Raw genomic sequence first — 18,507 nt, forward strand, 5'->3', positions numbered from 1 at the left:
TCGGGTCATGTCAGAAAAACCGCAAGCGGGACGGCATCGTGCGTTGTTGAAAGGTCTGGTGGTGGGCATGTGCTGCCTGCTGGTCGGCTACCTGTTAGTGCTGATGTACGCCCAGGGGGAATACCTGTTCGCCCTGCTCACGCTGGTGATCAGCGGACTGGGGATCGGAATTTACAGCCAGCGCCGGGCTTACGCCTGGCGCTATGTTTATCCGGGCCTGGCCGGAATGACACTGTTTGTGTTGTTTCCCCTGGCCTGCACGGTGGGCATTGCTTTCACCAACTACAGCAGCACCCATCAGCTGAGTCAGGAACGGGCGGAGCAAGTCTTACTCAGCCGACACTATCAGGACGGCGCAGGTCTGAATTTTTCGCTGTTTGCGGTAAACGATCGCTGGCAGCTGGTCCTGACGAACAGCGCAGATAATCAGTCCTGGGTTTCCGCGCCCTTTTCGTTTGCGGCGGTCGGAAACCTGAAGATGGTCAGTGGGCCGATTCCAGACGGAACGCGCGCGTCGCTCCGTGTCATTACGACGCATCGCCAGGCCCTGGGGAAGATCCGCGCTGAAATGCCGGATGGTCGTGAACTGGTGATGAGTTCGCTGCGTCAGTTTTCCGGCACACGTCCGCTTTATCAGGTGGTGGATCGTGACACGCTGAAAAATCAGCAAAGCGGCCTTCGCTATCGGGCAAACCCGGAAACGGGGTTCTACCAGGCGATCACTGCGCAGGGGCAATGGGGAAATGAAGAGTTAAGTCCCGGCTTCACCGTAAGCGCGGGCTGGAAAAACTTTGTGCGGGTGTTTACCGATGAGGGGATTCAAAAGCCCTTCCTGGCGATTTTCGGCTGGACGATGATCTTTTCCTTACTGACGGTGGTGTTGACGGTCGCTGTCGGCATGGTGCTGGCCTGTCTGGTGCAATGGGAGGCGCTGAAAGGCAAAGCGATTTATCGCGTCCTGCTGATTCTGCCATATGCCGTGCCCGCGTTTATCTCCATCCTGATTTTCAAAGGGCTGTTTAATCAGAGCTTCGGCGAAATCAATGTGCTGCTCAGTACGCTGTTTGGGATCAAACCGGCATGGTTTAGCGATCCCACGCTGGCCCGCACGATGTTGATCATTGTGAATACCTGGCTGGGTTACCCCTACATGATGATCCTGTGCATGGGACTGCTGAAAGCGATCCCAGAGGATTTGTATGAAGCCTCTGCGATGGACGGTGCGGGCCCGCTGCAAAATTTCTTTTTAATTACGGTGCCGCTGCTGCTGAAGCCGTTAACGCCGCTGATGATTGCCAGTTTTGCCTTTAACTTTAATAACTTTGTACTGGTTCAGTTGCTGACCAATGGCGCACCTGACCGACTCGGCACGACTACACCGGCCGGTTACACCGACCTGCTGGTGAACTACACATGGCGCATCGCGTTTGAAGGCGGCGGCGGGCAGGATTTTGGTCTGGCGGCCGCGATTGCGACGCTGATTTTCCTGTTGGTTGGCGCTCTGGCGGTGCTGAATCTGAAAGCTGTCCGAATGAAATTTGATTAAGGAGACGTTATGGCTATGGTGCAACCCAAATCGCAACGGTTGCGTCTGCTTCTGGCGCATCTGCTGCTGCTGACGTTTATCGCGGCAATCGTCTTTCCGCTGCTGATGGTCGTGGCCATCTCGCTGCGCGCCGGTAACTTTGCCACCGGCAGCCTGATCCCCGATCAGATCTCCTGGGAGCACTGGCGGCTGGCGCTGGGGTTCAGCGTCCAGCACGCCGACGGTTCCGTTACGCCGCCGCCCTTTCCGGTGCTGTTGTGGCTCTGGAACTCCGTGAAAATTGCCGCGATCAGCGCACTGGGCATTGTGGCGCTGTCCACCACCTGCGCCTATGCCTTTGCCCGTATGCGCTTTAAAGGCCGTGCCAGCCTGTTGAAAGGCATGCTGATTTTTCAGATGTTCCCGGCGGTACTGTCCCTGGTGGCGCTCTATGCCCTGTTTGATCGCATTGGACAATACGTGCCGTTTATCGGCCTGAATACTCACGGCGGTGTGATTTTCGCCTATCTGGGTGGTATTGCGCTGCATGTCTGGACGATTAAGGGCTATTTCGAAACGATTGACCGATCGCTGGAGGAGGCCGCTGCCCTTGACGGTGCCACGCCGTGGCAGGCATTTCGTCTGGTGCTGCTGCCGCTGTCCGTGCCCATTTTAGCCGTCGTGTTTATTCTGGCTTTTATTGCCGCCGTGACGGAAGTGCCGGTAGCGTCTTTACTGCTGCGCAACGTGAACAGCTATACGCTGGCCGTCGGGATGCAGCAGTACCTCAATCCGCAAAATTATCTGTGGGGGGATTTTGCTGCCGCTGCCGTGCTCTCTGCCATTCCGATTACCCTGGTGTTTTTGCTGGCGCAACGCTGGCTGGTTAATGGCCTGACCGCCGGTGGCGTTAAAGGCTGACTCATTTGCCACTGCTGTGCTCGTGTTGGCGGCCACTGGCCGCCTTTTTTAGTTGTCTTCTGTCAGATCGTCATAAACGGCACGCAGGCGCATACGCAGATACAGCACGGCTTTGTGCTTGCGCGACAACAGAGTCTGAACGCTTACGCCGGTGGCGTGAGACAGTTCTTTGTAACTTATGCCCTGCAGCTCTGTTTTATCGAACACCTCAAACTGCGCTGGCGGCAGTTCAGACAGTGCCGCTTCCAGGGCTTCCCAAAGCAGCCCCCTGAGATAATCGTCTTCGGGCGTTTGCGGCGTGCCAAACAGGGTTTCCGCCAGTTCGACGTCTACCGCCTCCTCCTCATCATCATCCTGCACGTAAGGAAAAAGCGGCAGTTCTCGTTTCTTACGCGCCCGGTCGGTCATTTCATTACGCGCCGCCCGAAACAACCACGCCGAGATATTCTCTACAGGTTGTTCTACCCCGATCAGCTGACAGGTCACTTCCTGCAAAATATCCTCAGCCTCATCGCGAACGGCGATGCGACCCCGGATAAAAGCGTGGAGTTTTGTTTTGCAGCGTTCAAGCGCTTTTACCAGTGATGCGGTTTGCAATGCGCTGGCCTTCATCGTCATTACTCTGTCCGGGTGTCAGAATGAGTGTCCGCAGACGGTGGCTGCTCTTCCCGGCATCTGTCCCGACGGTGGTGAGCACGATGGCCGAACCCTTCACGCCGTTGCTTCATAAATTCATCCCGTTCTTCCGGTGTCATCTGCATCCAGCGCTCATGCATGCGCCGCCGCGCCTTGCCAAACATCCCCGGTCTGATGCCCAGGCCGCCAAACAGAATCCGGCACAGCAGCAGCAGTCCGGCGGCCTGCCAGAAACCAATTGTTTTAACGCCTGTGATGGCAGGCAGTATGGCATTCCATAGTGTCATGACCAGCAGACACAGCACGACAATTAACACGCCCCCGACAATGAACGCCTTTGGCAGGCGGTGCCTGCCCATGCCGCGAGAAGGGTGAAACGGGTGATTATCGACATTTCTCATAGTTGTATGACCTCAGCAGTGATGAACATGATGAGGTAGACGAATGAGCCCGCAAAATATTGCTGGCTCGTTAAAAAAAATTTGTTGAGTGTGGAAGGTGGCGGTCCGGTCTGGCATAAAACCGCGCTGCCGATCAGCACAGGCCGACCGGCAACGGGCAAGAGGTAAAAACCACGGGACCGAAAATCCCGCTCATGGTGACAACGTCACATCATGATTTACTCACGTGGTCGGGCGTCACTTTTTCGACCGCCCTGCCTTCAAGCACCGCCTTCACAACGGTAAAAACGTCGGTGTTATCAATATAGTCGCCCTGGTTGTAGCCTACATGCTTAGCATAGCCCGCATCGTTGCCACGCACGCGCTCCGCAAAGGCATCGGCCCCAACGCCTTTTGCCCACAGCGGCACAAGCGCGTTGGAATGGTTGCCGGTTGGACGGAATGAGATGCCGGGCACCATGCCTTTCCCTTTATTAATGACGGCCTGGAAAGGGATGCTCTGCGCATCGGGTCCCATTGGCATGCCGTTGTCGTGATCGGTCGTCACGATCAATAGCGTCTCGTTCCAGTTACTGTTTTTCTCTACCCATTCAATCACGGAGGCCACAGCGTTGTTGAAGTCTGCACTTTCTTCAATCAGGCGACCATATTCCACGCCGACGCAGTTGGGGTTGTAGGAATTCCCCCAGTCGCCTTTTTCACTGCATGCATTGCTGGTATGCGCGGACCAGTCAGTCGCACCGCCTTCGACCATCATAAAAAAGCCGTCGGGGTTTTTACTCAGGTGCTGAATGGCTCCCCGGGTCATCGTATTCAGGGTCGGTACCGTGGCAATAAACGCATCCCCGGACGGATTCGCCGCATCTTTGCCAACAATGGCGGCCTGACGGCCCTGCTGCAACGTGCCGTTGGGGGCAACGTTCGGCGATCCCAGTAACGGGCCGCTATGCACCAGCGCGCCACTGGCGAGGCGGGCGAACGCCTCAGTACTGCGCACCACTTTCCACGGCTGACCACCCGCAGGGGCCAGCTTGCCAGCGTTGAGCAATGTCCAGTCTGCTTCAGAGAGGTAACGGTGCGCATCTTCTCCGCACCCCACGGTGGTTTCGTTTGAAGCCAGATGCTGACAGTCGGTGCCGTTGGCGTTAAAGCCCGGCAAACCGGTTCCCATAATCAGATCCAGTTTCCCTGACGTCAGCATTTGTTTCGCAATCGCGTGATAATCGTTACGCGACGCGTTTTGTGCGCCAAAGGCGGCGGGCGTGGCGTGGGAGAACGGCACGCTGGTGACGACGCCTGTCGCTTTGCCCATGGCTTTCGCCGTTAGTGTGACAAAATCAACCGGTTGTCCGTTGTTATCGACGTTGATGGCGTTGTTATAGGTTTTAATTCCTGACGCCAGCGCTGTGCCGGCGGCGGCGCTGTCCGTAGGATTCACCGCCAGATAGTCGTAACCCCTGAACGGCAGATCCTTATTATCTGTTCGGGTTGTATCCCAGGCTTTCTGCGGATCGTAATTAACCAGAGAGGCATTATTGTGCGTGGCTTTTTTTGAGGCATTCAGGGGATAGGTTGTCATGGCATATTTTGCCGGAAACGCGGCATACGGCGTACTTTCACGGCTGCCATACTGCCAGTAGGCTGTTGCATCCCAGGTGCCCCAGCCTGCCCCGTCATTAATCATGATAATCACATTTTTGGCTTTCACTTCTGCCGCCAGCACGGCGGAGCTGGCGGTCATACCGCCCATTGCCAGCATAAGCAGACTGAGTTTACCCAGAGAAAACGCGGCAGCGGTACGGTAAAGACGTGGTTTGCGTGACATAAAACTCTCCCTATTATTGCGGCAAGCCCCTGACAGACAAGCCAGGTTTCAACCCATGTCAAACAATGTCTGTTTGTAACTTTGATGGCTGCGCAGTATTACGACGACGTGTGACAGTTTTATGAAGAAAATCCCCCTCCTGCTTCCCCCTGTCTGGCCATCGCTTTCAGTGTAACGGATAAAAAGCTTTTATATCAATGCATTGAGGCATCACTTTAAAAAACCTGCTGCAGAAAGCGTGCTGTGTAAAGCTCTGTAAGTGAGCACACGGATGACCCAACGTTAATGCCAGGGCGTACCGACTTCGTTTGTTAATTTGACGTTGGGATTTTGTATCTTAATTTCACAACCTGTAAGCAGACACAAAAATCCTGCCAAATTTCAGCTCAAGTGTGGCGGAAGCTTTCATAAGCATCTGATTAGCAAGAAAAGCCAAATTCATTTACTTGAAAAGGTATTTGATAACTTCTGCCGACAGTATTTAACACGGCAATAAAACGTAAGCACATAGCAAACCCGTAACGATCACTGTCGCGTCGTTTGCCCGTGATAGCGATACATTCCGATATTCAGGAGCATTAAAATGAAAGCACTTGTTCAGGATCTTTTGTCTATCTTCTCTCCTCAGACAGTCAGCCCTGTGTTTATCCGTAGCGGCTTATCTCAGGAAGAAAAAAATGCCATCACCCCGATGGGCGTAACGACGGTGACCTGGGCGACCTCAATGCAGGAAGTGACTGATGCGCTGCTGCGCAAAGCCACTGAGGCCGGTGCTGTGGGTTACCACATTACCCAGGTTGATTCTCACAAACCCGGTAATGACCAGCAGCATATTCTGGAAGCGACCGCGACCCTGTATGCGCTGGATGAGAAGGCATTGCAGAGAGCACACTAGTGACATCTCCATCTTCGCAACGCGTTTTTAGCCCTTCCGAACCCTGCTGATTATCCGGATGATAACAGCAGGGTTTTTTGATCCTTTTCCTGCTGCTAACGCCTGCATAGTCTGCATTTTTAAACATCTCTCCGGTGTCTCATCGTGCGGTCTAAATCAGAAACTTAACTGTATGATGTAACTAATATCAGTTAAGGGATAAATTGTTTTGCCGCCTGTCGCCCCTGTTTTGCATTCAGCCACTATAGTTTTTCAACGTATTGATTCTCAGACATGAGGTTTTTATGAGCACGCTGTTTTCCACTTTTTCACTCGGTGAATTAACGCTCGATAACAGAATTGTTATTGCGCCAATGTGTCAGTATTCCGCTGAAGAGGGTTGCGCAACCGCCTGGCATCGTATCCATCTGGGGCAGCTCGCCTTTTCAGGGGCTGGACTGTTAATCATTGAAGCGACCGCGGTAGAAGATATTGGTCGTATCACCTACGGCGACCTGGGGTTATGGAATGATGACACCGAAGCCGCACTGGCGGCGGTATTAGCGGACATCCGTCGCTATTCCGATATGCCGATTGGTATTCAGTTGGGTCATGCCGGGCGCAAAGCATCCTGCGACGTGCCGTGGGAAGGCGGCGAACACATCTCGCCTCAGAACGGTGGCTGGCAAACCGTGGCCCCTTCCGCCCTGCCGTTCAGTGAAGGCGATCATCCGCCCAGCGCAATGGACGCCAGCGCGCTGGCGCGTGTCAAAGAGGCGTTTGTCGCTACGGCAAAGCGGGCCGTTCGTCTTGGCCTTGAACTCATTGAGGTGCATGCCGCGCACGGCTATCTGCTGCACCAGTTTCTGTCGCCGCTTTCCAATGCCCGCGATGATGAATACGGCGGCTCACTGGAGAACCGAATGCGTTTTCCGCTTGAGGTCTTTAAAGCAGTACGTGAGGCCGTCCCGGCCGCCATTCCGGTGGGCGTGCGTATTTCTGCCAGCGACTGGGTTGGAGGCGGCTGGGATGTAAGCCAGTCCATTGCTTTTTCGCAACAGCTGGAAGCGCTGAACTGCGCCTATATCCACGTTTCCAGTGGGGGTTTGTCAGAACAGCAGCAGATCAGCGTCGGCCCGAACTATCAGGTCCCTTTCGCGCGGGATATTCGTCAGCAAATCGGTATCCCGGTGATTGCGGTAGGCTTAATTACCGAGCCGCAGCAAGCCGAAGATATTTTGCAGCAGGGGGAAGCGGATCTGGTCGCGCTGGCACGCGGTATGCTCTATAACCCACGCTGGCCATGGCACGCCGCTGCCGCATTCGATGCAACGGTGAAAGCGCCGCCGCAGTATCTGCGTTCTGAACCTCACGGCGCAAAAGGAACACTGACGCCGGACGAGTAAACCGTTATGGCCGCACAGCGTGCGGCCTTACTGATAGTGTTGAAGACAACGCTGTAGCGCCAGATGCGGGCCGGTCAGGGGCTGCCGTGTTGATGCGAAATGCGCCGCCGCCGGTGCCATTGACGTCTGCGCCAGCACAACCTGCTCCGCGCCCTGCTGCCAGGCCGCTTCAACCGCTTCTGTTACACAGGCAAGATAGCCGGTCTGATCCCCCGCTTTAAACTTCTGCCAGGCTCCCGGAATCAGAACGACCTCTGGCCGCCCGTTGGCACCGTGAAACAGTGCCCGCGTGGCGCCCAGCGTGGATTCAGCCGCACAAAGCACGACCGTTTGCCTGGGATTTTCGCGGACCGCCTCTGCCAGCATGCTGTCTGTGCGCCAGACCACGCACGGCGAAGATGCGTTTGTAAAGCTTTCAGCCACCGGTCCGAGCGTGGAACAGGTCATCAGAATGGCGTCAAAATGGGGTTGCAGACTCGCCAGCAACGCGCCGATCCGTGCATGAAGTTCAGGCGTCAGTCCGCCACTGGCTTCGGCCTCCGCCAGCAGGTGCGGCATCACCAGATGACTCAGTTGCAGATCTCCCGACGGCAACTGGCTCGCTGCATCGTCAAAGATGCAAATATTGCTGGCCGCAGTATGTAAACAGGCAATAGCGATCATGTGTGGGCTCGGCGTAAAAACAGGTTTTCATCATGCCATGGGCGACGCCAGATTCAAACGTCTCCTCTGTAAGAGAGAGCCGCACGCCAACCCACCAGCCCGTGTGGTAGCGCCTGCTTATTACTTATGCCGTCAGGCCTGCCATGCGGCATGCTGGATAACGATCCGATAGCCGTCCCTGTCCTGAAAGGTTGCGCCGTTTTTTGCCCAGTACGGGTTAAAAGACGTCACTTCAGTAAACCCGGCACGCGTCATTGCCTGACAACGTTGCTGCCAGCACGCCGCGTCCGGCAGATACAGCACCAGCAGATCGTCAACCGTTGTCGCGGGCTGGACAGGATGGTGCTGACAAGACGTAAACTCCAGATGCCAGGGCAAGGTCTTATCGCCCAGCATAATGCCGCTGAATCCGTCATGGTCCCTGAATTCCCCCAGTTTATGCAATCCAAGGCCAGTGCAGTACAGGTCTGCGCTCGCGGTCAGGTCACTGACCGGGCGCGCAATGCGCAGTTGTTGTATCACCATTGCTTCTCCTGATTCTGTAAAAAGGCTATTAATAGTGAGCGTGGATAACGACATAACAGTGAGGTTTATAATGTTTCTGCAGTCAGCACGTTTGTTGCTCAGAGCTATGCGCCCTTCCGACGACAAGGATCTGTTCCGTATTTATGGCGATCCTGCGACCAACACGTTTAACCCGGCGGGCCCGTATCCGAGCCTGGCGTTCGCGCAGCAGAAGCTGGCCGAGAGACTGGCCGCTTTTAAACGGTACGGATTTGAAAGCTGGGCGATATCGACGCGAGATGCGCCCGATACGCTGATTGGCTTTGGTGGGTTGAGCGTACGTAAGTTTGCCGGTGAGTTGACCAATAATCTCGGCTATCGCTTTGACACCCAGGCATGGGGTAAAGGTTATGCTACTGAGCTGTCACGTTTTGCCCTGGATTACGGCTTCAACAAGCTGGGGCTGGCGTCCGTGACCGCCTCGGTACGACGTCATCATCAGGCGTCAATTCACGTGCTGGAGAAAAGCGGGTTGCGCTACATCAAAGAGATTTATGACGTCGAAAATGCCCCGCCAAGCCTGTGTTATGCGATCACGCGTGAGCAGTGGCAGGCCGCACAAACCACTGCGGAACCTAAATGTTAGCAGGGTGAGCTGTTAATTAACCTGTGCGCAGACGAATGAGAACGCACCAGGATGTGTACTTATCGTAACGGTTATCGCCAGGTGAACTTGCATAATAAATATGATGAAGCAGGTTTGGGAAGATAATGATATGAGTAAGCCAACGCTGACAGTAGTACCTGATAAATGTCTGCCACTTAATTACAATTTTAAGAAATGGCAAAGAAGCTCACGGCTGGGCGAAATATGTCAGTTTCTCAAAGCATTTATTGCTGTCTCAGAGAGCATCAATACAGATTTGACACAGGTCTGAATACGTTCAATGATGGCTTCTCGTGGGCCACGCTTCCATTCATCGCTCAGGTAAAACGCGGCCTGAGAGGCTTCCATATGCGCCATATTATCGAAAGCCCGGATGAGGTAGTAAGCATCGACATCATGTGCAGAGTTGCCAAAAGCAATGATGTCGATTCCCGCTTCACGATGTAAAGGCGCGCTTTTCTCGACCATGATTTTATGAAAGTCTCGTCCAGTGCCTGGTTTCAGGCCGTACTGTAATAATTCGACTGCACGCATGCACCTCTTCCTCCTGATTTATATTTGTGCTTACCATACCATTCCGCACACAAAGCGAAATCAATAAACTTCACTTCTGATTGGTTATTCATTAAGTCTCGCCATAAATATGATGTAACAGAGGCTTCAGCATTCATACCCTATACGCCCAGACGAGTTCCTTGATAACAGGGTTTGCTGACGGTATGCGCGCATGTCAGCGATATGGCGCGCCATACGTTGTTAAAGCCAGTGGAAACAGCCCCCGCGCCGAACATAGTCGACGCCGGAGGTTTGTCCCTTCATCCCGTGCAGATCGCTGCTACACGTTGAGGGGATCATTTGCGATTCCGACGTCGACGTACGGTGAGCGCGGCACGTCGCTGTTGCTAACTGATAATCAGCCAAGCACATCCTGCACGCAGGCTTTAAACACTTTCACCCCAAGCGCCAGCGCGTCACGGTCAAAATGCATCTCCGGATGATGCAGACCTGGCGTCAGGTTGGCCCCCAGTCCCCAGAAGCCGCCTTTGATCTGTGGACGAAGACGCAGATAGTGAAAGAAGTCTTCACTGCCGGGTGTCGACTTCGGCGCAGTGAGGCCGGTTTCGCCAAATACGCTGCGAATACCGCGTGCGATCACGTCTGTGGCCTCGTCATGGATAATGGCGGCGGGCATCTCTTTCAGAATGCGGATCTCTGCGCGTGCGCCATAGGCGGCGGCGCTGCTCTCAATCGCGCGTACCACCTGCGGTTTAAGGGTAGCCATTGCTTCGTTCTCTGCCGCACGCAGATCCCAGCACACCTGCGCTTTATCAGGGATCGAGTTAGTCACGCCCGCATCACAGAGAAACCGTGTCGCTTTTGCGCTCCATGTCAGCGACGGAGCAAGATGAATGCCGTTCACCGCCTGCACCGCGTGCGCAGCGGCATCCAGTGCATTGACGCCCAAATGTGGCCGCGCGGCGTGCGCCGCTTTGCCGTGGAACATCACTTCCACGGTAGCGGACGCTGAGTAGTACATCGCCGGCACGGCCTGGCCCATCGGGCACTCCTCCAACGGGCGCAGGTGGAAGCCGAGCAACATGTCGACATCATCAAGCACGCCGCCTTCGGTCAGGGCAATCGCCCCGGTGCCCAGCTCTTCCGCAGGCTGGAAGATGAATTTTAACCTACCCTTTTTCACCAATCCTTCAGCCATCACCTCCTGGGCGGTGGTCAGTACGACGGTGGAGTGGCCATCGTGCCCACAGGTGTGACGCGCCACATGTTGGCCGTCAATGATATGCCCCAGCGCATCCATATCGGCGCGCAGCGCTAATGTCGGGCCAGGCTTACCGCTGTCCAGAACGGCGACAATACCGGTGGTGTTATTTACCTGGCGAGTGACACGGTAGCCCGCCGCCTCCAGTACGCCCGCGATATAGGCGGAGGTTTTAAACTCTTCGAACCCCAGTTCCGGGATTTGGTGCAGGTAATTAAAGTGCTCAAGTGTACGCGACACGTATTACTCCTTAGTGCTCAGGCAATAACGCGCATAATCAGCATGGCGATTACGGCATTGAGAATGCTGACCGCCATCAGTAACGGCCAGTACTTCTTCGGCACATCGGCCACGCCCAGCAGGCGCCCCATGTACTGGAGTTGCGAGCCCATCAAAAAGATGGCGGGCGCGAGAATGGTAATCTGGGCCATATCAAGCTGGCCTTTACTCAGCAGGCTGACGGCAACGCCGGTGCCCGCAGAGGAAGAGAGCCAGGCGGTTAACAGTACGGTGATCGCCTCGCCCGGCAGGCCAAAAAGCCCCATCAGCGGGGCGCAAATGTGCCCAATAATCTGCATCACGCCCAGCAAATTAAGCATTTCTGCGATGACATAGGCCATTAAGACATTTGGCATCAGATTATTAATGGCGATATTAAACCCTTTGCGCGCACCAATAACGAAAATATCAAACGGATTACCGGAGACTTTTGCCTGATTATTCATTGTCGAAATCTCGCTTATAAACAGTATTTAATGCCAGGCGAACCACGGCGGCACCGACGAATTTAAGAACAAACATTAAAATCAGCGGAATAATAATGGGGAGCGTTAATGAAGCGAACATCGCCGAGCCGATAGAGAAATAGTTATTAATCAACCCAGCACCCGAGTATTGCCACGAGCCCATAATCACCACATCTTTACGGGTGATTTTTTTGCTGTCATAGAGCTCTTTGGTTAATGCCGCGCCGGCATCGGTGCTTTGCAGATCGGTAATCAACGCAAGACCGGTATAACCCGGAATTCCGAGCAGTGGTTTTAACAGCGGAGTAAGTAATTTATGTGCCGCGCGAATCGCGCCGTAATGAGTGAAGATTTCCAGCAGGCCGAGTGCCAGCATTACCGTGGGCACCAGCGAGAGTGCAAAGAGGAAGCCGGCTTTGGCGCTCAGGCCGCCGCTGCCGATAAAGGTATTGGTTTCCGGCGTTTTCATGGTGCCGAACGCGCCACCTAACGTGGTAAAATCGAATGCACCCAGCCAGGCCATACCGTCAACTTTAAAAAAGAAGCCGGAAAAGACCAGCAGCACAATGATCAGTGAAATCCACGCGCCCGGCCCCACTTTCCACTCCTCTGTCGCTTCTTTATCTGGCTGCTTCAGTGTTTTTGATTCGCTCATATCATCTCTCTTTACATCTGTAATGGAAAAGTCCTGATACTAAGCAGGATCCATGCCTGAATAGCCCAGCCGTGAAATAAACCTCTTTTATTAAGATTTTTAGTGCAGTAAAACCCCTTCCCAAAAAAACATGAGAACGTCATATCCCTTTTCGGAAAAGTGTATTTTTCTCTGCCTGCCTAAAGGCGCAGGCAAATAACTTCTCACCGTTTTTGGGCGCACTTTTGGTGCAGTACGATGTTGTTCGCTTTTTTTCTTTTCTGACCAGCGAAAATTAACGGTTAATTTGATTATCACTATTTAAACAGCTTGATAAATAGCCGTGGAGTGATGTTATTGTTGCCTTAAGGTCAACAGTAACGAGGAAATGTGGCAGATGTTCCAGGATAAACAGGTGGGCTATCTGTATGAAGTCGGTAACCAGGGCGGCATTCGCCGCGCGGCAGATATCCTCGGGGTTAATGCGTCGGTCGTCAGCCGTCAAATCGCACAACTTGAGCGTGCGCTACAGCTTCCCTTGCTGGAACGGCGTGGGCGTAACGTGGTGTTGACCGAAGCGGGACGCCTGCTGGCAGAGGACTATTTTGTCAGCCGTATGCGGCGCGAAAAGCTGGAGAGCCAGCTTAAAGATCTGCGCCATATGCGCGGCGGAACGCTTTCGGTGCGCATTGGCGGCGGACTGATCACGGCGTTTATCGAAGGGGTTATGCGCGAATTTGCCCAGTCTTACCCGCAGGTGTTTGTCGATATTGTGGTCGGCAGCATGCAGGAGATGATGAACGATATCGTCAGCGGCGAAGCGGATATGGCGCTGGCGTTTGGTCCGATTGGCACACCGGAACTGAAGCGGCACAGTTTTAAGTGGGGGCCGATCTGTGCCGTCGTCGCGCCGCAGCATCCTGTCGCCAGTCTTGCCAGCATCACCATTGAAGCGTTGACTGCTCACCCGCTTATCGCCCTCACAGAGAACTTCGGCCTGCAGCGGCATATGAACGCGATGTTCAAAAGCCAGGGCCTGCAGTTTCATCCGGCTTACCGGTGTAACCTCTTCTCGACCGCCATGAACCTCAGTCAGGCCGGGCTCGGCGTCTCATTTATGACGGCCCACGCCGCCGCCGACCCCATTCGCCAGGGCACACTTGTCGCCGTGCCAATCGATCACCCGATTGCCAGTAGCGCTCAGTGTCACCTGTTACGGAACTCCGACAGGCGCTTTACCCCGGCAGCCCATCATATGTGGCGACTTCTGCATAATGCGTTTCGCGACAGATAAAAGCAGAGACAGCCGTAAGGGCTGGATGTCATGCGGAACGCAGAAACATCAGGACAGCGAAGATGGCTGAAGCCAGCGGTGAGCAAGGAGAAGCGATAAAACGTTGAGCCAAACAGTCAGTACTGAGGCAGTAACAGCCTGCGAGGTATCGCTTAAAAGCCCGGCGTGAAGGGGGGAATACCTTCCCCCTCATGCCGGACAGATGACTCAGCGTGGTGGCGTGAGCAATTCCCGTTCTATCCGCTCGCGGGTCTCAACGGCCTGATATTTCATTTTTTCCGGGTAACCGAACAGCGAAGCGGCCACGATAGGTTCGCCACCCACTTTGAACGTCTGCTCTGCAAACTTCATTTCCCGCAGGGTGCGGAACAGCGTCTCAAAATCCACCTCGCCTTCTCCGATGCCAACATGCTGATGAATGGTCGCATCGACACCGGGTGGATTGACAATGTAGCGGCAATGTTTGGTGTGATTCATCGTATCGGCAATGAGAACATGAGAGAGATCGTGCCCCGCATGACGAAGCATCCTCTCTACGTCCCCTTTTCCTTTATCGTAAAAAAAGGTATGCGGGACGCTGTAAACGTATTTAACGTTATCGCTCCTGAATGACCTGACCATATTGACGGTTTCGTCGCTTTCTTCGCAGAAGTCCCATGGATGCGCCTGTATTTCTACACGGATGCCTTCACGTTCGAACAGCGGAAGCAGTGTTTCCATCGAGCGGTAAAACATCTCATCGCAGATTTCAGGTTGATTAGGATCGCCCGCCAGTTCGGTATTAATAACCTGAACCCCCATTTCGACGGCGATTTCAACGAGGCGTGTCCAGTTTTTTACCGCCGCCTGTCGGCGCAGTTCATCCGGGCCAGACCATCGGTAAACACAAATGAAAGAGGAAATTTCAACGCCCGTTTCGCGCAGGGCCTTCTTATACTCCGCAATGATTTCGCGGCTTGCGCGGGGATGCTTATAGAACGGATTAATTTCCGGATGCGGAGACTGCTCGATGTACTTGTAGCCCCATTCCGACACCTGACGGACCATTTTGGTGATACCCAGATCTTTGATTACATCTACGTCGAATGCAATTTTCATTGATGCCACCTTTACGTTATCTCATGCTGCCTGAGTCGGGTTTCAGGCAGAGAAAGTCACTTAATCGCAAATCTCATCCTCAACAGAATGATGCGCTCAGACCATTTTTCACGACAGCCAATATCAGCATTCCACCCACGTCGAGCCGGATTCGGCTGAGCGGACACAGTTTTCCACCCATTTGACGCCCGCCAGCCCCGCATGCACATCGGGATACCAGAAATCTTTCAGGAAGGCGTCGTCACCCCGATCGGTGGCATCCATGGCCAGCGCGAAACGTCTGTAGAGGTTTGACCAGGCTTCGAAAAGACCTTCCGGATGTCCCCCTCCGATACGGTCATCTGCACGCGCGGCCGGGTGAAGATAGTCCATGCCCCTTTCCAGGATGCGTACCGGCTCGCCCTGAATTTCAAACCGGAGCTGGTTCGGCTGTTCATCCCACCACTCGATACTGGCTTTAGCGCCGACGATGCGCACTTTTTGCCCATGCATGGAGCCGCAGTTAACGGCGGAGGCCCACAGACTGCCGACTGCGCCATTCTCATATTCCATCAGGACAAACGCGTTATCTTCGAGGGGAGCACGGCTTTTAACAAAGCTCTGCCGCGAGCACAGCAGTCGCCTGATTTTTAAGGCGGGAGCCATAGTTTCAGCGATGCACAACGGATGGGTTGCCAGGTCCCCCAGCACGTAACTGGGTCCGACAAAGCGCGGGTTAACGCGCCAGCTGGTACTGGCGTTATTTTGTTCAACGGATTCGTTGTGAAAACCGTGTGCAAACTGCATGTTAACAATGCGGATGTCGCCAAGAAGTCCCTCCGTAATCATTTCTCTGGCCTGGAGAATGAGCTGATGACCGGTATAACCATACGTCACGCCGATGATCTTGTTTTTATCCCGGCTCAGTTTCGCCAGATGCTCAGCCTCTTCGACCGTGAAGCACAGCGGCTTCTCACATATCACATGAAGTCCGGCTTCAAGCGCGGCGCAGCAGACAGCAAAATGCGTGTTGTTTGGTGTGGCGATGGAGACGGCCTGAATACCGTCCTCGCGTTGTCCTTCTGTAGCAAACAGGGTTTCGTAGTCGGCATAGCACCGGTCTGGTGAAAGGCCCAGTGCCTCACCAAAGGCGCGCCCACGTGCGGCATCGATATCGAACGCGCCGGCGACTAACGTAAAGGTATGATCACGGAGTGCCGATGAGCGGTGAATGTAGCCAATCTGACTGGTTCCGCCACCGCCGACCATGCCCCACCGAAGTGATTTTTCGAGCGGTTTAATGCCGTTAATCATGATTATTCTCCTCAGAAACCGACGGAATGCAGATAATGCAGACTGGCCGTGACATCACGCAGGCTTGTATCCGCATCACGCGGATCTCTTTCCTGTTCAATGGTTATCCAGCCCTTGTAACGACGCTGGCGCAGAAATGCATGAACGTCCGGATAGTGGATGGCACCGCTGCCAAGAGGACACATGACGCCCTGGGCGCAGGCGGTGAAAAAATCCAGCCCTTCTTTAACTGCCCGGCGCCAGACAGCCTCGTTAACATCCTTGAAGTGCAGGTAATCAATCCTGTCCCAGTAACGTTCCAGCGTAGCCACCGGCGCCATGCCAGCGTAATACAGATGGCCGGTATCCAGGCAAAGCCCGGCTACGGTATGGGGAATATCGTGGACCAGCTTTTCCAGTTCATCGGCAAACTCAATGCAGCCACCAGCATGGGGATGAATGACCGGCCTGACACCGTACGCTTTCCAGGCAATCTCACTCAGAATGGTGATATGTCTTATCATCGTCTGCCAGTCACTGGGATTAAGCCGCGGGGCCTTTTCTGACTGACCGGCTGTGGCGGCACGTTCAGGATCACCAAAGTCGATGATGACAAGATAAGGTGGCGATGCCCCCTCATTGACAGCGTCAGCCTGCCGGGTAACGGCGCTCAGGTTGTGGCAGATCTTATGGGTCAGATCGATCATTGCCGGGAAGTTTTCTTCACTGACTAAATCGTCGAAAAGGGTGCCGGCAATAACAGACAGCTGATGTTCCTCAAGTGCAGACGTCAGGGCTTCGGGCTCAACAGGCAAGTATCCCCATGGTCCCAGCTCCAGACTTTTGTATCCGGCGAGCGCGGCCTCTTTTAGCACGCTCTGCCAGGGGGGAAGAAACGGGTTTTTCGGGTCGTCCACTCCCCAGCTACAGGGTGCAGTCGCGATGGAAATGGTCATGGTTTTTCTCCGGATGCGGCAACACAGGTAAGCACTGACATGCAGGCGACAAATGCCTGACTCAGTGCGCGCAGTATTGCGCCGGTTTTTTGATACCAGCAACCCTCCTTCGTGGATTATTTGATAGAGATCATGATTTTTTTAAATCATATTATTGATAGATTTACATCAAATTCAGACAGCACAACCCTCTGCGTGATACGTCGTGAGACGTCAGATATTTTCCCGGGTAACCAGATCGAAGGGAACGGTAACAGAGAGAGGATTGCGGTCGGTTTCCTGATACCTGCGGATAAAAACAGAGACGATCGTCTCAGCCACAACATCGATACGGTGGCGCATCATCACATCGACATGCCCCGCGATAAGCGCCATTTCATCGCCGATGAACGGGCCATGGCAGAGAATTTTTATATCATGTCGCGCGCTTTCACAGACCGCCTTGATTACGCCCTCTATGCCACCGCACGGCGCATAAATCATGGCCACACTGGGATGGTTTTTTAGCAGTTGGCTGGCAGCCAGATAGCCCCCACTGATGCTTTCCCGCGTCTGTAACGGCTCAAGCACCACCGCATCTTGTCTGTTCTCGCGCAGGTACGAACGGAAGCTTATTTCACAGCTTTCCTGGCAGTTGAAACGGTGATCGCCGAGCAGCACACCAATAACACTGTCTTTTTCCATCATGCGCTCAGCAAACCATCCCGCTGTACGCCCTGCTTTCAGATTATCGAGACCGATATAGCCCGCCTGACCACAGGGAGAAAGATCGGAAAACAAAGTGAAAATTTGCACGCCTGATGCGGATAGTTGCTTAATGGTGTGCCGTATAAGAGGATGATCGAGCGCAACTACTCCAATGATATCGACGCGTTTTGCCAGAGCTTCAAGAGACGACACGACTTTCTCCACGTCATGTATATCAGCCCACACAAACGCCGGCTCTGTCGCCAGTTTTCCGTCCGCATACCGGCGGATTTCCTCTGACAGCACCTGGTAAAACGAATAATCACTGGGCAGCAGAATAAACCCGGTGCGCACCGCGCTTTTAACCGCCGTGGCTTCTGGCGTCATCACCTTACGCAGATCTTCCCGGTAACCGAGCGCTTCCGCTGCGCGCAGAACACGGTCCCGGGTTTCCTGCTTTACTGACGCTCTGTTATTTAGAACACGATCAACGGTAGCCACCCCGACACCCGCCGCTCTGGCTACCGCTGACATGGATATTTTTTTCATTACACAGCCCGAGATGATAGATTTCTATCATCTTAAACACAAAAAGTGTGCAGCAGCAAAATACTTCTGCTG

At 54.1% G+C, this 18,507-nt stretch carries 19 protein-coding genes; 6 read left to right on the forward strand and 13 right to left on the reverse strand.

All coding sequences use genetic code 11. The annotated features are described in order from the left end of the window. Positions 1–7: 7 nt before the first annotated feature. On the forward strand, positions 8–1,546 hold the full coding sequence (malF, locus tag C7433_RS01805) for a maltose ABC transporter permease MalF (RefSeq protein WP_110267500.1): 1,539 nt from the start codon (positions 8–10) through the stop codon (positions 1,544–1,546). Positions 1,547–1,555: 9 nt separating this feature from the next. Beyond that, the gene (malG, locus tag C7433_RS01810; RefSeq protein WP_110267501.1) at positions 1,556–2,446 is read left to right on the forward strand and encodes a maltose ABC transporter permease MalG; all 891 of its coding nucleotides are present in this window, start codon (positions 1,556–1,558) and stop codon (positions 2,444–2,446) included. Between the two features lie 48 nt (positions 2,447–2,494). On the opposite strand, the gene C7433_RS01815 is transcribed toward malG, so the two are convergent. The 3 genes from C7433_RS01815 to C7433_RS01825 form a co-directional block, all read right to left on the reverse strand. Then, positions 2,495–3,058 carry an RNA polymerase sigma factor gene (locus C7433_RS01815; protein WP_110267809.1) on the reverse strand — a complete coding sequence of 188 codons (564 nt, stop codon included), beginning with the start codon at positions 3,056–3,058 and terminating at the stop codon, positions 2,495–2,497. 5 nt (positions 3,059–3,063) lie between these two features. Further along, a complete protein-coding gene (locus tag C7433_RS01820; RefSeq protein WP_033741652.1) occupies positions 3,064–3,483 on the reverse strand; it encodes a hypothetical protein in 420 nt (139 codons plus the stop codon). A gap of 211 nt (positions 3,484–3,694) precedes the next feature. Then, a complete protein-coding gene (locus C7433_RS01825) occupies positions 3,695–5,308 on the reverse strand; it encodes an alkaline phosphatase (protein ID WP_110267502.1) in 1,614 nt (537 codons plus the stop codon). Positions 5,309–5,891: 583 nt separating this feature from the next. On the opposite strand from C7433_RS01825, the gene C7433_RS01830 reads away from it, so the two are divergent. Both C7433_RS01830 and C7433_RS01835 read left to right on the forward strand, forming a co-directional pair. Continuing rightward, positions 5,892–6,203: a DUF1471 domain-containing protein gene (locus C7433_RS01830; protein WP_033741649.1), complete on the forward strand. Its 312-nt coding sequence runs from the start codon at positions 5,892–5,894 to the stop codon at positions 6,201–6,203. Positions 6,204–6,487: 284 nt separating this feature from the next. Then, entirely contained in the window at positions 6,488–7,588 is a 1,101-nt protein-coding gene (locus C7433_RS01835; RefSeq protein ID WP_110267503.1) for an NADH:flavin oxidoreductase/NADH oxidase, read from the forward strand. Positions 7,589–7,615: 27 nt separating this feature from the next. Here the strand turns inward: C7433_RS01835 and C7433_RS01840 are convergent, their stop codons facing one another. Continuing rightward, a complete protein-coding gene (locus C7433_RS01840; protein ID WP_052133182.1) occupies positions 7,616–8,251 on the reverse strand; it encodes an aspartate/glutamate racemase family protein in 636 nt (211 codons plus the stop codon). Between the two features lie 132 nt (positions 8,252–8,383). Then, positions 8,384–8,776 carry a VOC family protein gene (locus C7433_RS01845; RefSeq protein ID WP_110267504.1) on the reverse strand — a complete coding sequence of 131 codons (393 nt, stop codon included), beginning with the start codon at positions 8,774–8,776 and terminating at the stop codon, positions 8,384–8,386. Between the two features lie 70 nt (positions 8,777–8,846). On the opposite strand from C7433_RS01845, the gene C7433_RS01850 reads away from it, so the two are divergent. Next, entirely contained in the window at positions 8,847–9,401 is a 555-nt protein-coding gene (locus C7433_RS01850) for a GNAT family N-acetyltransferase (RefSeq protein WP_110267505.1), read from the forward strand. A 228-nt stretch (positions 9,402–9,629) separates the two neighbouring features. On the opposite strand, the gene C7433_RS01855 is transcribed toward C7433_RS01850, so the two are convergent. From C7433_RS01855 to C7433_RS01870, 4 genes are all read right to left on the reverse strand, one after another. Then, positions 9,630–9,956: an NIPSNAP family protein gene (locus C7433_RS01855; protein ID WP_033741642.1), complete on the reverse strand. Its 327-nt coding sequence runs from the start codon at positions 9,954–9,956 to the stop codon at positions 9,630–9,632. Between the two features lie 379 nt (positions 9,957–10,335). Then, on the reverse strand, positions 10,336–11,439 hold the full coding sequence (locus C7433_RS01860) for a M20 peptidase aminoacylase family protein (protein WP_033741640.1): 1,104 nt from the start codon (positions 11,437–11,439) through the stop codon (positions 10,336–10,338). A gap of 17 nt (positions 11,440–11,456) precedes the next feature. Beyond that, entirely contained in the window at positions 11,457–11,924 is a 468-nt protein-coding gene (locus tag C7433_RS01865; protein WP_033741638.1) for a YjiG family protein, read from the reverse strand. Beyond that, positions 11,917–12,600, reverse strand: a complete 684-nt coding sequence (locus C7433_RS01870) for a nucleoside recognition domain-containing protein (RefSeq protein WP_033741636.1) — start codon at positions 12,598–12,600, stop codon at positions 11,917–11,919. The genes C7433_RS01865 and C7433_RS01870 overlap by 8 nt, the downstream gene beginning before the upstream one ends. Positions 12,601–12,976: 376 nt before the next feature. Here C7433_RS01870 and C7433_RS01875 point away from each other — a divergent pair, with 376 nt between their 5' ends. Continuing rightward, on the forward strand, positions 12,977–13,873 hold the full coding sequence (locus C7433_RS01875; RefSeq protein ID WP_033742190.1) for a LysR family transcriptional regulator: 897 nt from the start codon (positions 12,977–12,979) through the stop codon (positions 13,871–13,873). Positions 13,874–14,080: 207 nt separating this feature from the next. On the opposite strand, the gene C7433_RS01880 is transcribed toward C7433_RS01875, so the two are convergent. From C7433_RS01880 to C7433_RS01895, 4 genes are all read right to left on the reverse strand, one after another. Beyond that, entirely contained in the window at positions 14,081–14,971 is an 891-nt protein-coding gene (locus C7433_RS01880) for a sugar phosphate isomerase/epimerase family protein (protein ID WP_054687743.1), read from the reverse strand. A gap of 123 nt (positions 14,972–15,094) precedes the next feature. Next, positions 15,095–16,264, reverse strand: a complete 1,170-nt coding sequence (locus C7433_RS01885; RefSeq protein WP_110267506.1) for a Gfo/Idh/MocA family protein — start codon at positions 16,262–16,264, stop codon at positions 15,095–15,097. 11 nt (positions 16,265–16,275) lie between these two features. Further along, positions 16,276–17,199 (reverse strand): TIM barrel protein, encoded by a 924-nt coding sequence (locus C7433_RS01890; RefSeq protein ID WP_110267507.1) that lies wholly within the window; start codon positions 17,197–17,199, stop codon positions 16,276–16,278. Positions 17,200–17,412: 213 nt separating this feature from the next. Next, complete coding sequence (locus tag C7433_RS01895) at positions 17,413–18,435, reverse strand: LacI family DNA-binding transcriptional regulator (protein ID WP_039340367.1); 1,023 nt, start codon at positions 18,433–18,435, stop codon at positions 17,413–17,415. Between the last annotated feature and the right edge of the window lie 72 nt (positions 18,436–18,507).

The sequence above is a fragment of the Pantoea sp. PNA 03-3 genome, from assembly GCF_003201175.1.
Taxonomy (GTDB): Bacteria; Pseudomonadota; Gammaproteobacteria; order Enterobacterales; family Enterobacteriaceae; genus Pantoea; species Pantoea stewartii.

Excerpts from the sequence above, each read along its gene's own strand:
- malF (WP_110267500.1), top strand. The coding sequence starts at position 8 with ATGTCAGAAAAACCGCAAGCGGGACGGCATCGTGCGTTGTTGAAAGGT.
- malG (WP_110267501.1), top strand. The coding sequence starts at position 1,556 with ATGGCTATGGTGCAACCCAAATCGCAACGGTTGCGTCTGCTTCTGGCG.
- C7433_RS01815 (WP_110267809.1), bottom strand. The coding sequence starts at position 3,058 with ATGAAGGCCAGCGCATTGCAAACCGCATCACTGGTAAAAGCGCTTGAA.
- C7433_RS01820 (WP_033741652.1), bottom strand. The coding sequence starts at position 3,483 with ATGAGAAATGTCGATAATCACCCGTTTCACCCTTCTCGCGGCATGGGC.
- C7433_RS01825 (WP_110267502.1), bottom strand. The coding sequence starts at position 5,308 with ATGTCACGCAAACCACGTCTTTACCGTACCGCTGCCGCGTTTTCTCTG.
- C7433_RS01830 (WP_033741649.1), top strand. The coding sequence starts at position 5,892 with ATGAAAGCACTTGTTCAGGATCTTTTGTCTATCTTCTCTCCTCAGACA.
- C7433_RS01835 (WP_110267503.1), top strand. The coding sequence starts at position 6,488 with ATGAGCACGCTGTTTTCCACTTTTTCACTCGGTGAATTAACGCTCGAT.
- C7433_RS01840 (WP_052133182.1), bottom strand. The coding sequence starts at position 8,251 with ATGATCGCTATTGCCTGTTTACATACTGCGGCCAGCAATATTTGCATC.
- C7433_RS01845 (WP_110267504.1), bottom strand. The coding sequence starts at position 8,776 with ATGGTGATACAACAACTGCGCATTGCGCGCCCGGTCAGTGACCTGACC.
- C7433_RS01850 (WP_110267505.1), top strand. The coding sequence starts at position 8,847 with ATGTTTCTGCAGTCAGCACGTTTGTTGCTCAGAGCTATGCGCCCTTCC.
- C7433_RS01855 (WP_033741642.1), bottom strand. The coding sequence starts at position 9,956 with ATGCGTGCAGTCGAATTATTACAGTACGGCCTGAAACCAGGCACTGGA.
- C7433_RS01865 (WP_033741638.1), bottom strand. The coding sequence starts at position 11,924 with ATGAATAATCAGGCAAAAGTCTCCGGTAATCCGTTTGATATTTTCGTT.
- C7433_RS01870 (WP_033741636.1), bottom strand. The coding sequence starts at position 12,600 with ATGAGCGAATCAAAAACACTGAAGCAGCCAGATAAAGAAGCGACAGAG.
- C7433_RS01875 (WP_033742190.1), top strand. The coding sequence starts at position 12,977 with ATGTTCCAGGATAAACAGGTGGGCTATCTGTATGAAGTCGGTAACCAG.
- C7433_RS01880 (WP_054687743.1), bottom strand. The coding sequence starts at position 14,971 with ATGAAAATTGCATTCGACGTAGATGTAATCAAAGATCTGGGTATCACC.
- C7433_RS01885 (WP_110267506.1), bottom strand. The coding sequence starts at position 16,264 with ATGATTAACGGCATTAAACCGCTCGAAAAATCACTTCGGTGGGGCATG.
- C7433_RS01890 (WP_110267507.1), bottom strand. The coding sequence starts at position 17,199 with ATGACCATTTCCATCGCGACTGCACCCTGTAGCTGGGGAGTGGACGAC.
- C7433_RS01895 (WP_039340367.1), bottom strand. The coding sequence starts at position 18,435 with ATGAAAAAAATATCCATGTCAGCGGTAGCCAGAGCGGCGGGTGTCGGG.